Source organism: Pseudoalteromonas sp. NZS37, from assembly GCF_015864265.1.
In the GTDB taxonomy this organism is placed as follows: Bacteria; Pseudomonadota; Gammaproteobacteria; order Enterobacterales; family Alteromonadaceae; genus Pseudoalteromonas; species Pseudoalteromonas arctica.
Window position 1 is genome coordinate 311,982 of the sequence record NZ_JADYXL010000004.1, and the last position, 14,452, is coordinate 326,433.

Annotated in this window: 15 protein-coding genes; 11 read left to right on the forward strand and 4 right to left on the reverse strand. The window is 39.8% G+C overall.

The window, feature by feature from the left end; translation table 11 throughout:
- Positions 1 to 65 precede the first annotated feature (65 nt).
- From I6F47_RS09715 to csrA, 5 genes are all read left to right on the forward strand, one after another.
- A complete protein-coding gene (locus I6F47_RS09715) occupies positions 66 to 854 on the forward strand; it encodes a BPSS1780 family membrane protein (protein ID WP_007378958.1) in 789 nt (262 codons plus the stop codon).
- Positions 854 to 1,306, forward strand: coding sequence for a regulatory protein RecX (locus I6F47_RS09720; RefSeq protein WP_024600766.1), 453 nt, complete (start codon positions 854 to 856; stop codon positions 1,304 to 1,306). Before I6F47_RS09715 ends, I6F47_RS09720 begins: the two co-directional genes overlap by 1 nt.
- A gap of 19 nt (positions 1,307 to 1,325) precedes the next feature.
- Positions 1,326 to 3,926 (forward strand): alanine--tRNA ligase, encoded by a 2,601-nt coding sequence (alaS, locus tag I6F47_RS09725; RefSeq protein ID WP_197183753.1) that lies wholly within the window; start codon positions 1,326 to 1,328, stop codon positions 3,924 to 3,926.
- A gap of 6 nt (positions 3,927 to 3,932) precedes the next feature.
- The gene (locus tag I6F47_RS09730; protein ID WP_007583808.1) at positions 3,933 to 5,150 is read left to right on the forward strand and encodes an aspartate kinase; all 1,218 of its coding nucleotides are present in this window, start codon (positions 3,933 to 3,935) and stop codon (positions 5,148 to 5,150) included.
- A 91-nt stretch (positions 5,151 to 5,241) separates the two neighbouring features.
- Positions 5,242 to 5,433: a carbon storage regulator CsrA gene (gene csrA / locus I6F47_RS09735; RefSeq protein WP_004587515.1), complete on the forward strand. Its 192-nt coding sequence runs from the start codon at positions 5,242 to 5,244 to the stop codon at positions 5,431 to 5,433.
- 50 nt (positions 5,434 to 5,483) lie between these two features.
- Here csrA and I6F47_RS09740 read toward each other — a convergent pair whose 3' ends face one another.
- From I6F47_RS09740 to I6F47_RS09750, 3 genes are all read right to left on the reverse strand, one after another.
- Positions 5,484 to 5,951: a YcxB family protein gene (locus I6F47_RS09740; RefSeq protein WP_007583811.1), complete on the reverse strand. Its 468-nt coding sequence runs from the start codon at positions 5,949 to 5,951 to the stop codon at positions 5,484 to 5,486.
- Positions 5,952 to 6,083: 132 nt separating this feature from the next.
- A complete protein-coding gene (locus I6F47_RS09745; RefSeq protein ID WP_007378921.1) occupies positions 6,084 to 6,275 on the reverse strand; it encodes a hypothetical protein in 192 nt (63 codons plus the stop codon).
- 58 nt (positions 6,276 to 6,333) lie between these two features.
- The gene (locus I6F47_RS09750) at positions 6,334 to 6,507 is read right to left on the reverse strand and encodes a DUF1328 domain-containing protein (RefSeq protein WP_197183754.1); all 174 of its coding nucleotides are present in this window, start codon (positions 6,505 to 6,507) and stop codon (positions 6,334 to 6,336) included.
- A gap of 519 nt (positions 6,508 to 7,026) precedes the next feature.
- Here I6F47_RS09750 and I6F47_RS09755 point away from each other — a divergent pair.
- From I6F47_RS09755 to I6F47_RS09775, 5 genes are all read left to right on the forward strand, one after another.
- A complete protein-coding gene (locus I6F47_RS09755; RefSeq protein ID WP_007583814.1) occupies positions 7,027 to 7,269 on the forward strand; it encodes an OadG family protein in 243 nt (80 codons plus the stop codon).
- Between the two features lie 11 nt (positions 7,270 to 7,280).
- The gene (gene oadA / locus I6F47_RS09760) at positions 7,281 to 9,062 is read left to right on the forward strand and encodes a sodium-extruding oxaloacetate decarboxylase subunit alpha (protein WP_165722092.1); all 1,782 of its coding nucleotides are present in this window, start codon (positions 7,281 to 7,283) and stop codon (positions 9,060 to 9,062) included.
- A gap of 13 nt (positions 9,063 to 9,075) precedes the next feature.
- Positions 9,076 to 10,206: a sodium ion-translocating decarboxylase subunit beta gene (locus I6F47_RS09765; protein WP_076925246.1), complete on the forward strand. Its 1,131-nt coding sequence runs from the start codon at positions 9,076 to 9,078 to the stop codon at positions 10,204 to 10,206.
- Positions 10,207 to 10,348: 142 nt separating this feature from the next.
- Positions 10,349 to 11,320: an aldo/keto reductase gene (locus I6F47_RS09770; protein WP_101217460.1), complete on the forward strand. Its 972-nt coding sequence runs from the start codon at positions 10,349 to 10,351 to the stop codon at positions 11,318 to 11,320.
- A gap of 13 nt (positions 11,321 to 11,333) precedes the next feature.
- On the forward strand, positions 11,334 to 11,510 hold the full coding sequence (locus I6F47_RS09775) for a hypothetical protein (protein ID WP_007583822.1): 177 nt from the start codon (positions 11,334 to 11,336) through the stop codon (positions 11,508 to 11,510).
- 82 nt (positions 11,511 to 11,592) lie between these two features.
- Here I6F47_RS09775 and I6F47_RS09780 read toward each other — a convergent pair whose 3' ends face one another.
- On the reverse strand, positions 11,593 to 12,906 hold the full coding sequence (locus I6F47_RS09780) for a peptidoglycan DD-metalloendopeptidase family protein (RefSeq protein ID WP_007585425.1): 1,314 nt from the start codon (positions 12,904 to 12,906) through the stop codon (positions 11,593 to 11,595).
- A gap of 322 nt (positions 12,907 to 13,228) precedes the next feature.
- On the opposite strand from I6F47_RS09780, the gene tyrS reads away from it, so the two are divergent.
- On the forward strand, positions 13,229 to 14,428 hold the full coding sequence (gene tyrS / locus I6F47_RS09785; RefSeq protein WP_007585427.1) for a tyrosine--tRNA ligase: 1,200 nt from the start codon (positions 13,229 to 13,231) through the stop codon (positions 14,426 to 14,428).
- Positions 14,429 to 14,452: the final 24 nt, after the last annotated feature.

A 14,452-nucleotide genomic window follows, 5' to 3' on the forward strand; every position in this document is an offset into this window, starting at 1 on the left:
CGTCTATTAATACCCCCTCACGCCAAGTTATACTTGGCGTGTTTCGTTTTAAATTAAGAGCAAGTATGTCTACACAATTACGAATTTTTAAAGCCGATGCAGGGCTAAAGTGGTTAAAAGCCGGATGGCTTATTTTTAAAACCCAGCCAGCAACCTTTATTTTTATGCATTTATTTATTGGTATTGTAGGGCTGCTGTCTTTATTTTTACCGCTGCTGCAAGTAGTAGCAGCACTAGCTACGCCATTTTTAACCGCAGGGTTTTACCAAGCGGTGCTTAGTAAGCAGCAGGGCGGAAAAATTATGCTAGCCGATATTCTCAAGCCATTTACGGCTAAGGGAAATCGTTTAGGGTTATTGCGTTTAGCACTTTATCAGATGGGGGCGGGCATTTTAATGGCGTTACTTGCTAATGGCTTATTTGCCGATGCAGTGGCTGTTATGAGCCAACCGGGACTAGATCCAAACGTAGCACTTGAACAAATGCTTGAGAGTATTTCGGGCGCGAATGTCATTTTGTTTTTTATGGCAATGCTAATTTATTTAACGGCGTTTGCTTACGCTGTACCGCTTGTTTATTTTAGTAAAGAAACACGTATTTTAACGGCGCTTAAAAAATCGTTAATGGTGTTTTATCATAACATTTTGCCACTTGGCGTTTTTGGCCTTATTTGCGCATTATTTATGGCGCTTTCGATGTTCTTATCGTTCTTACCACTGTTGATTTTAATGCCGATTTGCTACATTAGCTTTTTTGTATCTTATCAAGCCATTTTTATGCCTGTTGTACCACCAAGTGACGACATTAATGTTAAGCCACTTAGCAGTGAAACAAGCGGACGTTTTGACGCTTAATGGATGATAAATTAAAGCAAAAACTAAAAAACTATGTACTTTGGTTACTAGGGCGCCAAGAATATTCGCGTCGTGAGTTAACGCTTAAGCTACAGCAAAAAGAAGCCACAGAAGAGTTTATTGAAACGCTGCTTGATTGGTGCGAAAAGCACAATTTTATTAACGAGCAACGATACTGTGAAGGCTTTGTAAGAAAACACATATTTAAATGCCACGGGCTTAAGCGAATACAAAGCGAAGCTATGGGCAAAGGGATTGATCGTTCGCTACTTGAAATGGTAGTTGAAGAGCTTGAAGTAGATTGGTTTGAGCTTGCGCAGGATGCGTACAATAAAAAATATTCAAATACACCGCCAGATCTCGATTACAAAGATAAAGCTAAGCGCGTGCGCTACTTAATGTATCGGGGTTTTAGCTACGATGAAATTAATTTTGCAATGCAAGCACAGTAAATACAGGTGAGACTTTCAAATGCAGCACATGACTACCGCACAAATTAGGCAACAGTTTTTAGACTTTTTTGCCAGCAAGCAACATCAAGTTGTACCTTCAAGCTCGCTTATACCGGGTAACGATGCCACGTTGTTATTTAACAATGCCGGTATGGTGCAATTTAAAGATGTATTTTTAGGCGCAGAAAGCCGCCCTTATACACGTGCGACTAGCTCGCAGCGTTGTGTACGTGCTGGCGGTAAGCATAACGATTTAGAAAACGTAGGCTACACTGCTCGCCACCATACATTTTTTGAAATGTTAGGTAACTTCAGCTTTGGTGATTACTTTAAGCAAGAAGCTATTAAGTTTGCATGGGAGTTTTTAACTGAAGAAGTAAAACTACCAAAAGAAAAACTTTTAGTAACTATTTACCACGATGACGAAGAAGCATTTGAGTACTGGTCAAAAGACATTGGCTTAAGTGAAGATCGTATTATTCGTATTGCTACCTCAGACAACTTTTGGTCTATGGGCGATACCGGTCCGTGCGGTCCGTGTTCTGAAATATTTTATGACCATGGCGAACACATTTGGGGCGGACCTCCGGGCTCTCCAGAGGAAGACGGCGACCGTTTCATCGAAATTTGGAACTTGGTATTTATGCAGTACAACCGTCAAAGCGACGGCACTATGCTGCCACTGCCTAAGCAATCTGTTGATACGGGAATGGGCCTTGAGCGTATTTCTGCTATTTTACAGGGCGTGCATTCAAACTACGAAATCGATTTATTCCAAGGCTTAATTGCCGCTGCTGCAAGTGTTACTAACGCGCAAGATATGGACGACAAGTCACTACGTGTAGTGGCGGATCATATTCGTTCGTGTGCGTTTTTAATCTCAGACGGTGTTATGCCATCTAACGAAGGCCGTGGTTATGTACTACGCCGTATTATTCGTCGTGCTGTGCGCCACGGTAATAAGTTAGGTGCACAAGGTTCGTTTTTCTATAAATTAGTTGCTGCGCTAATTGAGCAAATGGGTCAAGCGTACCCTGAGCTTGCTAAGCAACAAGAAATTATTGAAAAAGTATTACGCATTGAAGAAGAACAGTTTGGTAAAACACTTGAGCGTGGCTTAGCTATTTTAGAAGAAAGCTTAAGCGACCTTAAAGGCGATATTATACCAGGCGACTTAGTATTTAAGCTTTACGATACGTACGGTTTCCCAGCTGATTTAACGGCCGATGTTGCGCGTGAGCGCCAGATGACAATTGATCATCAAGGCTTTGAAGAGTGTATGGCTGTACAACGTAAAACAGCGCAGCAAGCGGGTAAGTTTGGCGCTGATTACAACGACCAATTAAAATCAGATAAACACACTGACTTTAAAGGTTACGACAGCACACATTATAGCGCGACCGTTATTGAAATTTTTGCCGGTGGCGAAGCTGTTCAGTTATTAGAAGATGGACAACAAGGTATTGTAGTACTAGACCGCACACCGTTTTACGCTGAATCAGGCGGCCAAACGGGTGACTCGGGTACTATTACAGTTGCTGGTGGCGAATTTAATGTTACTAATACCACTAAGCTTGGTAATGCTTTTGCTCACCACGGTACTGTACAAGGTCGTATTGGTGTTAATGACAAAGTTGACGCCACTATTGATGATACGCGCCGCGACAGCATTAAGAAAAACCACACAGCTACGCATATTTTACACGAAGCACTACGCCAACTATTAGGTGACCATGTAGGCCAAAAAGGCTCACTTGTTCAGCCAGATCGTTTACGTTTTGACTTTTCGCATTTTGAAGCAGTTACTAAAGATGAGCTACGTGAAATTGAGCGTGTAGTTAATGACGAAATTCGTCGTAACTTTGCACTTAATACTGAGCTTATGGCTATTGATGATGCTAAAGCGAAAGGTGCTATGGCATTGTTTGGCGAAAAGTACGATGACGAAGTACGTGTAGTTACTATTGGCGACTACTCTATTGAGCTTTGTGGTGGTACTCACGTTGAGCGCGCTGGCGATATTGGTTTATTCAAAATTGTATCTGAAAGTGGTATTGCCGCAGGTGTTCGCCGTATTGAAGCCGTAACCGGTGCAGATGCTGTAGCGTACGTTAGCGAGCAAGAGCAACAACTTAGCGATGTTGCAGCTTTAGTTAAAGGCGATAGCGCATCGGTACTTGAAAAAGTAACTGCGTTACTTGAAAAATCTAAAGGCCTTGAAAAGCAAATTGCACAGCTTAGCGATAAGCTAGCAAGTGCAGCGGGCGCGTCTTTACTTGATTCGATTGTTGAAATTAATGGCGTTAAGCTACTTGTAGCAAACGTTGAAGGTACTGAATCTAAAGCGCTTCGCGGTATGGTTGATGACCTTAAAAACAAGATTGGCTCAGGTGTTATTGCACTGGGTGTTGCCAGTGGCGACAAAGTAAGCCTAATTGCCGGTGTAACGAAAGACTTAACAGGCAAAGTAAAAGCCGGTGAGTTAGTTAACCATATGGCAGGTCAAGTAGGTGGTAAAGGTGGCGGTCGTCCAGATATGGCACAAGCTGGTGGTAGTGAGCCACAAAATCTTGCTGCTGCACTAGATAGCGTTACAGCTTGGTTAACTGAGCGTACTTAAGCCTAAGTGGCGCTTATTGTTCAAAAATTCGGTGGCACTTCGGTCGGCTCAATAGAGCGAATTGAAGCAGTCGCCGACCTTGTTGTTAAAACCAGACAACAAGGACATCAAGTGGTTGTGGTGCTCTCGGCTATGTCGGGAGAAACCAACCGCTTAATTAACCTCGCCAAACAAATTGATACTCGCCCGAGTAGCCGTGAACTAGATGTACTTATTAGCACCGGAGAGCAGGTTTCTGTATCACTGCTTGCTATGGCTATTATCAAACGTGGCCACTCTGCTGTGAGTTTATTAGCCGATCAAGTCAATATTCTAACCGACAATATGTTTGGTAAAGCTCGTATTGCTGAGGTTGCTGCTACGCGCTTAAAGCATGAGCTTGAGCATAATCGTATTGCTATTATTGCTGGGTTTCAGGGACGTGATATTGAGGGCAATATTACAACGCTTGGACGCGGCGGCACCGATACTTCGGCTGTAGAAATAGCAGCGGCTATAAAAGCCGACGAATGCCAGATCTATACAGACGTTGATGGCGTATATACTACAGATCCTCGTGTTGAACCTAACGCGCGCAGAATGAGCCAAGTTACTTTTGCCGAAATGCTAGAGCTGGCAAGTTTAGGGGCGAAAGTTTTGCATATTCGCTCGGTAGAAGCTGCAGGTAGACACAATGTGCCACTTAGGGTGCTTTCTAGTTTTAATCCTGATGAAGGCACATTAATAAGTTTTGAGGAGAACGATATGCCAAGCAAGGTGGTATCGGGGATTGCGTTTAATCGTGACGAATGTTTAATTAAAGTAGATGGTGTGCCAAGCGGTACGCAATATCTTTCAAAAATATTGAAACTTTTTGCTGATAATGGCATCGAAATAGATATGATTAATCAAGTTAATCATATCTTTGAAAAAATAGACTATGCTTTTACTGTGCACTCGAATGATTATCTGCAAGCACTTGAATTATTGAGCGAAGATCAAGCTCAACTCAGTGCTCAAAATATAAGCGGATTACCAACGGTAGCTAAAGTTTCTGCTGTTGGAATGGGTATGAAATCGCATTCTGGTGTAGCAAGTTTATTTTTTGATGCATTAGCGCAGGAAAATATTAATGTGGTTTTAGTCTCGACTTCTGAGATCAAAATTTCAGTTTTAATAGATGAAAAGTACCTAGAGTTGGCAGTTCGTGCATTACACAAAGCATTTTTAACAGAAAATGGATAGATTGAGAGTTTTTACTTACTTTTCAGTCTAATTTTCATTAGTATGTTTAAGCGGAATCTTATAATTTTTATTGGAACATGGGAGCAAGAGAATGCTAATACTAACTCGTAGAGTAGGTGAAACCCTAATGATTGGTGACGAAGTAACAGTTACTGTTCTAGGTGTTAAAGGAAATCAAGTTCGAATCGGTGTTAATGCACCAAAAGACGTATCAGTGCATCGTGAAGAGATTTACATGCGCATACAAGCTGAAAAGTCGAACCCTAATCCGGGCAATGCTTAATCAACACGTATACGTAGTTGAGTAATTAACTCAACTAGACTAAAAGCCACTCACTGAGTGGCTTTTTTGTTTATAAAAGCGAGTGTTTCTGGGGTTAGTATTTGTTTTGAAATGTACTGCATGCCGCTTTTATTTTTAATAATAATACCTTGCTGAGTATCTATTACTTCGCTTATGTCTTGCCAAGTTAGCTGAAAGCTTTTGTAATGATTAGCCGATTTAATGCCTTCTTCATCAAAGGTAAGTGTTACCTCTGAGCCTGACGCTCTGCTGAGCATTTGTCTGGTTACCCACCAAGGTCTGCGATAGTAAAAAGCGACGCACTCTAGTACACCTAGCATGATCATAAACGATCCTAAGTAATGATCGTTTAAAACATAAATGCCAAATAAACCAAGCGCAACGAGGAGTACAAGTAAAAAGTACTTAGGTTTGGCGCGCTTACTGTAGGGGAGTGACTCATCAAAGCACTCGTAAAAGTAAGGTTTATCTAGTGTGTAGGTTGTTGTAAATGCCATATTGCCTTGCTTTAAATATCGTTTTTTTTATTTTAACAAGCTAACCGCTAAATGAGCAGCTTTATAGTCAGTGATTTTATTACAGACACAAAAAAACGGCCCTAAGGCCGTTTTTTAGCGATACAAGAAGAATTAACAGTTAGTTTCTTCAGCGTTTACGCCTTCTTTAACATTTTCACATGCATCTTCTACTTTGTTTTGCACGTCAGTTACTGCTTCGTCAATACGTTCGCCTGCGTCTTCTGCATGATTGTCTTCACAACCCATGATGAAGAAACTTGCGAATAGACCGATTAGTGCTGCTTTTACAGTTGTTGAATTCATAATGTAATTCCTTGTAAGTATTAATTAAATTTTAGTGTTTGTTAGTTGAATGCTTTATCTACTTGGGTGATTTACCACGTAGTGCACCTGAAACTAATGAGATCACTAAAAGTACTAAAAATATAAAAAATATAATTTTTGCTATACCAGCTGCGGCACCTGCGATGCCACCAAAACCTAACACTGCAGCGATTAAAGCAATAACTAAAAATGTAATTGTCCAGCGTAACATTGTTTTCTCCTTGGTTATCAAATTTGCTCATAATAACTAATGCCAGTTATATGCCATAATTTATTTTTGTTTTATATCAGTTAGTTATGTTTTTTATCTTTGTTTTTAGTTATTAATGAGTTAGTAACTTTTACCCTTCGTTATGTAAGTTATTCACACTGTTACAAGTTACCGGTAAATATTCACTAAAAATAATGTTTTTGGTAAGACCAATTAACAATTGATGTGTGTTTTTATACTTATTATAAAATTTGGCGGTTATTTTTATTAAGTTGAATAGTTAATTAACAACTTCCATATAACTATTAGCTATAGTCGTTATTTCCTACATGTATTGTAGGGCGCATGATTGCTGGGTTATGGCATGTAAATTTGTTGAGTGTTATGTTGTTTATAGTTTAATTGGTTTTACCAATTTACAAGATGTAGACAAAGCGACTAGTTTTGTTATTATCCAGTGAATAAATATTTAATTAAATCGATTTTTTATTTTCGATATGGGTTTCAAGGGGGAGAAAAATGGATATAGGTGCTCTACTCACAACGGCTGGTAGCTTAATGCTAACTGGTATGGTTGGGGTGTTTGTATTTCTGTCGATATTAATTGGTGCAGTAACGCTTATGTCTAATTTGGTGACGCGCTATAGCGAACCCGAGGCATCACCAGCTAAATCACCGTCTTTTAAATCTCAAGGTGTGCCTAATGAGCACATCGCTGCTATTAGTGCTGCCATTGCTCAGTACAAATCAAATAATAAATAAGGGGCACACACATGGCTAAATTAAAATTAACAGAATTGGTATTACGCGATGCGCACCAATCATTGCTCGCAACACGTATGCGCCTAGACGATATGCTACCTATTGCTAGCAAGCTAGATGATGCAGGTTATTGGTCTATTGAATCGTGGGGCGGTGCTACATTTGATTCGTGTATTCGTTATTTAGGCGAAGATCCTTGGGAGCGTATTCGTGCGCTTAAAAAAGCGATGCCTAATACTAAACAGCAAATGCTATTACGCGGTCAAAACCTATTAGGCTACCGCCATTACGCTGATGATGTAGTTGAAAAGTTTGTAGAACGCGCACATAAAAATGGCGTTGACGTATTTCGTATTTTCGATGCAATGAACGATGTACGTAACCTAGAAACAGCGATTAAAGCGGCTATAAAAGTAGGCGCGCATGCTCAAGGTACTATTTCGTACACGGTAAGTCCTGTTCATACGCTTGATATGTGGCTGACTCTGGCTAAGCAATTAGAAGATTTAGGCTGTCACTCAATTTGTATTAAAGACATGGCGGGTTTATTAAAGCCGTATGATGCTGAAAAATTAATTAAAGCACTTAAAGAAACCGTATCGGTTCCTATTGCTATGCAGTGCCACGCTACAACTGGTTTAAGTACTGCGACTTATCAAAAAGCGATTGATGCAGGCATTGATATGCTTGATACCGCTATTTCATCAATGAGTATGACTTACGGACACACAGCAACTGAAACTATTGTATCGATAGTTGAAGGAACTGAGCGCGATACCGACCTTGATTTAAACCATCTAGAAGAAATTGCTGCTTACTTTAGAGATGTACGTAAAAAATATGCGGCATTTGAAGGTAGCTTAAAAGGGGTTGATGGTCGTATTTTACTAGCTCAAGTACCTGGTGGCATGCTTACAAACATGGAAAACCAACTTAAAGAGCAAGGCGCGGCAGATAAGCTTAATGAAGTTTTACTTGAGATCCCACGCGTACGTGAAGATCTTGGTTTTTTACCTTTAGTAACACCCACGTCGCAAATTGTAGGTACTCAAGCAGTACTTAACGTGCTAACCGGTGAGCGTTATAAAACAATCACTAAAGAAACTGCTGGCGTATTAAAAGGTGAATATGGCTTAACACCAGCACCAATGAATAAAGAGCTACAAGAGCGTGTGCTTGATGGAGCAGAGGTTATTACTTGTCGCCCTGCAGATAACATTGCACCAGAGCTTGCAACGCTTGAAGCTGAATTATTAAAAGAAGCGCAAGAGCAAGGTTTAACACTTGCTGATGAGCAAATTGATGACGTACTAACTTATGCATTATTTCCGCAGGTTGGTTTGAAATTTATTAAAAATCGTAATAACCCTGATGCATTTGAGCCTATTCCTACCGTTGAAGATAAGAGCAATAAGGCAGCACCAAAATCGGGATCAAATAATAACAGCGTTAAAGCTGAGCAATACAGCGTAAAAGTAGATGGTAAAGTTTACGACGTAGTAGTGGCGCAAGGTGGTGAGCTAAAAGAAGTAACATTAAAAGACTCTGAGCACATTCCTCAGTCTGCTTCAGTTGCATCAGGTGAAACGCTTAACGCCCCTTTAGCCGGTAATATTTTTAAGATTAAGGTAAAAGCTGGGCAAGTTGTTAACGAAGGTGATGTAGTGATTATTATGGAAGCCATGAAAATGGAAACCGAAATACGCGCAATGCATACCGGAACTATTGCCGAAGTGTTGGTTGGTGAAGGCGATGCCGTAACTACCGGCGACGCTATGATTGCATTAGCTTAGGAGCAAATAGAGGATGGACGGTATTTTAAACCTCTGGAATGCTACTGGCATTGCTAACTTTACAATCCCATCGTTAATTATGATTGCGGTAGGGTGTTTATTACTGTTTTTAGCGATAGCTAAAGGCTTTGAACCACTATTATTATTACCAATTGGTTTTGGTGCAATTTTAACAAATGTACCAGTGGCAGGTTTGTCAGACCCAGGTGGGCTTTTGTATTACGTTTATTACGTGGGTATTGATACGGGGATTTTTCCGTTATTAATATTTATGGGAGTAGGGGCGCTGACCGACTTTAGCGCGCTTATTGCAAACCCACGTATGTTGTTATTAGGTGCGGCTGCACAGTTTGGTATTTTTGCTACATTGTTTGGCGCTATATTACTTAACTATGTGCCAGGTTTTGAGTTTACTCTACAGGACGCATCGGCTATTGCAATTATTGGTGGTGCAGATGGACCGACTGCAATATTTTTAGCGTCAAAACTGGCACCTGATTTACTTGGTGCAATAGCGGTAGCCGCATACTCATACATGGCACTTGTGCCAATTATTCAGCCGCCAATTATGCGTGCGTTAACAACCCCAGAAGAACGTAAAATTAAGATGCCAGAGCTTCGCAAAGTATCTAAAAAGGAAAAGATTATTTTCCCTCTTATGGTGCTTAGTTTAACGGCTATGTTTTTACCGGCTGCTATACCGCTTGTAGGTATGTTTTGTTTAGGTAACTTAATGCGAGAGTCGGGTGTTGTTGATAGATTAAGTAACAGTGCTCAAAACGAAATCATCAATGTTACAACTATATTTTTAGGTTTAGCTGTAGGTTCAAAGCTTGCTGCAGATAAGTTTTTAACTGTTGAGACGATTGGTATTTTAGTGCTTGGCGCACTGGCTTTTGCAATTGGTACGGCATCTGGCGTATTTATGGCAAAAGGACTTAACCGCATATCTAAAACACCTATAAACCCATTAATTGGGGCAGCAGGTGTATCGGCTGTGCCAATGGCGGCACGAGTAGTTAATAAAGTTGGCCTTGAAAGCAACCCACATAACTTTTTACTTATGCATGCTATGGGACCCAACGTAGCGGGTGTACTTGGTAGTGCAGTTGCTGCGGGTATTTTATTAGCACTTGTTGGCTAATAATTAACGTGGTAGTTAATAAATGATTTAGCGCAGTTTACTGCGCTTTTTTTTGTTCTTAATTTGTTCACCGCTAAATGGTTTCTTGTTCAGCGCTTTTTGTTTACAGTAACAGCTCTTCAAAATTTTAAGGATAGTTATCATGCTTCACACACCTTTAGCAAAGCACTTACCTCATGTTAGTAAACTTGTATTCGGATGCATGGGTCTGGGCGGCGGTTGGAATAAAGACGCAATCACTGATGCACATGTTAAGCAAACTCATGAATGCATAGATAACGCTATTGAAGGTGGCATTAACTTTTTTGACCATGCTGATATTTATACTTTTGGTAAAGCGGAGCAGGTTTTTGGTAAAGCATTAAGCGAGCGACCAGAGCTTAGAGAGCACATGTATATTCAATCTAAGTGTGGGATTCGTTTTGAAGATGACTTAGGGCCAAAGCGCTATGATTTTTCATCAAAGTGGATTGAGCAATCAGTTGAAGCATCCTTGAAGCGATTAAATACAGACTATTTAGACGTACTTATGCTGCATCGTCCTGATCCACTCATGGAAGTTAACGAAATTGCTCGTATATTTAGTTGCTTAAAAGAAAGCGGTAAAGTGCGCAATTTTGCAGTATCGAATATGCAGCAACATCAAATGAATTTTTTACAGCATGCACTTGATATGCCGATTGTGGCTAATCAAATTGAGGCTAGTTTACAAAAACATCAGTTTGTTGATGAAGGAGTATATGCCGGTAACAGTGGCGGTAAAGATCTTAATTTTACGCCCGGTAGTATTGAGTACTGTCGCCATTTTGAAATTCAAATTCAAAGCTGGGGCAGTTTATGCCAAGGATTATACAGCGGCAGTGATTTATCAAACGCATCGCAAGCTGATATAAACACCAGTCTTTTAGTTAATAAGCTGGCTGCACTTTATGATACTTCTGCTGAGGCTATTGTTATTGCATGGTTACTGCGCCATCCCGCATCTATTCAGCCGATTATTGGAACAACTAATGCCAAGCGTATTAAAGCCTCTTGTGATGCTGTAAACGTACAACTAACTCGTGAGCATTGGTATGCACTTTATGTAAGCGCTAAAGGCCATGAGCTACCATAAGAAGGGCATTGATATGAATATATTCGTTATTTTAATTGGTTTGTTTGTCGCGCTAGCGATACTTATTCCATTGCTTGAAAAATATCAAAGTAAAATAGGGCTCAACGGTGCAACCAAATACAGCAAATATATTTGGCCATTAGTGATGGTGTCTTTAGTTATTCAGCTCATTTATGTATTAATGTATTAATGTATTAATGGTTTATAGCGTATACAAAAAAGCCTTTGCAGGCTTAACCTGCAAAGGCTTTTTTAATGTTTATTAATAAACTTTATTTAAGTGCTAACTGTAGCTCGCGATTGCGCTCAAGTTGGGCAATAAAGTTATCTGCAATCGGTTTAAACTTAGCAAGTTCTGAGCGAGGTAATGGCTCTGACTTAGGAAGTTTTACTGTTTTAGGATTACGGTGAACGCCATTTACTAAAAATTCATAGTGTAAATGCGCGCCAGTAACACGACCCGTAGAACCTACAGTACCAATTTGTTGGCCCTGTTTAACTTTTTGGCCCGTTTTAACTAGTTTCTTATTTAGGTGTAAGTACTTAGTTACATATTGTGTGCCATGGCTAATAAATACGTAGTTACCGTTGTACTTGCTGTAACCCGCTTTAACTACCTTACCGTTACCTGATGCAACCACCGGTGTGCCAGTGCGTGCCGCAAAGTCGATACCACGGTGCGCTCTAACTTGCCCAGTAACTGGGTGTAAGCGACGAGGATTAAAGCTCGAACTAATATACTTAAAGCTTACAGGTGCACGTAAAAATGCTTTTTTCATGCTACGCCCTTCAGGCGTATAAAAATTGCCGTCGGTATGGCGAATCGCTGCAAAGCGCTGACCTTGGTTTACAAATTCAGCTGCAATAATCTTACCTGTACCAATAAACTCGCCATCAACATAATGAGACTCGTAAATTAAGCCAAACACATCGCCTTTACGAATGTCGTTTGCAAAATCAACATCCCAACCAAATATGTCAGCAAAGTTCATTATTTGACGTTCGCTTAAACCTGCCGCTATTGCTGAAGTCCAAAAGTTGTTAGATATTTCGCCGCCAGCGGTTTTGGTTAGCGTTTCAATTTCTTTACTATCAATAGCTGTATCGTAGTTACCTTCTTCATTTAAGGTAACAAATAAAGTATCGGTTTTTGAAATCACATAGCGCAGTTGAGCCAAAGAGCCATCTTCAGCTGTCGCAAAGCTAAGTATTTCACCAGGGTGAATTTTAGTTAGCTTGCGCGTTTCTGCGTTAGTGTTAATTAGTTTATGGAGCGTTTGAGCTGAAAAACCAGCACGTTTGAAGATAATTGCTAAATTGTCGCCATTTTTAACTTTATGATCGACAAAGTCGTATTCTGGTAACTTTTCTGCTGCTTGCTCTGAATTTAACTCAGTTAATTTTTCGTTGTCATCAACTTTAACTTGTAACTCATAGCGCTTGCCTATCTCTAATGCATCTGCATTATTGTCTTTAGAAGCAGTCGCTTTTTCAGAAGGAAGAAATGCCAAGCCGGCAATAGCAGAAACTAAACCTAAAATAAGCAATTTGTGTTTTTTTGGGAGAGTGTTAACCACGTGAACCATAACGTGCCTTTTTCTGCTGTCAAGATAATAAATACATAATATTGCAGGATATACTTAATAATGTACGAATACTAGTGCTTTGTAGATTTAAACTAACCTTAAACTACGCTAAAATCAGGGTTAGGAAGCCTTTTTTAACGTCCTATCTAACTAAGACTCAATTCATTTTGTTTAGTTGCATTAATAACTTAAAAAGTTATTTTAATTAGGTAGAAATTTGTTATGTTAGCTACATATATATATTCGGTTTAAACCTATATTAAACCGTGATTACAAGTAACTAGTCCGCCCCTTCGTAGGCAGAATTTTGGAGTAATACAAAGTGGATTTACAAACCGCTCTAGCAGAGATAAAACGCGGTGCAGAAGAAATATTAATTGAAGACGAACTAGTTGAAAAACTAAAGTCGGGCAAAAAGCTAAAAATAAAAGCTGGCTTTGATCCTACAGCCCCTGATTTACATTTAGGGCACACTGTACTAATTAATAAAATGAAAACCTTTCAGGATTTAGGTCATGAGGTTATTTTCTTAATTGGTGACTTTACTGGCATGATTGGTGACCCAACAGGTAAAAACGTAACGCGTAAACCACTTACTCGCGAAGACGTACTAGCCAATGCCGAAACATATAAAGAACAAGTATTCAAAATTCTAGATCCTGCTAAAACCACTGTTGCATTTAACTCTACTTGGATGGAAAAGTTAGGCGCTGCAGGTATGATAAAACTTGCTGCTAACCAAACAGTAGCGCGCATGCTTGAACGTGATGACTTTAAAAAGCGTTACGGCAGCGGCCAACCAATTGCAATTCACGAGTTTTTATATCCACTGGTACAAGGTTGGGATTCGGTTGCACTAGAGTCAGATGTTGAACTGGGCGGTACTGATCAGCGCTTTAACTTGCTAATGGGTCGTGAGCTACAAAAAGTTGAAGGCCAAAAGCCGCAAACAGTATTAATGATGCCATTACTTGAAGGTACTGACGGCGTTCAAAAAATGTCTAAGTCGCTTGGTAACTACATTGGTATTACTGATGCGCCAAACGATATGTTTGGTAAAATAATGTCAATTAGTGATGTGCTAATGTGGCGTTATTACGATTTATTAAGCGCGCTTTCTATTGAAGAAATTGCAGCTCAAAAAGAACGTGTTGAGCAAGGTACTAACCCGCGCGATATTAAAATAGAACTAGCTAAAGAGTTAATTGCTCGTTTTCATAGTGAAGCTGATGCACAAGGTGCACATGATGATTTTATTCAGCGTTTTCAGAAAAAAGCGTTACCAGATGAAATCCCAGAGCTGACAATCACTATTGCAGAAGATACTATTTTAATTGCTAACTTGCTTAAAGAAGCAAATTTAGTAGTAAGTACATCAGAAGCAATGCGTATGATTAAGCAAGGTGCAGTTAAACTTAACGGTGAAGATAAAATTACAGACACCAAACTTGAAATAGCAAAAGGCACAACAGCTATTTACCAAGTAGGTAAACGTAAGTTTGCAAACATCACTGTAGCTTAAATACCGTTTGAAAACTAAAAAACC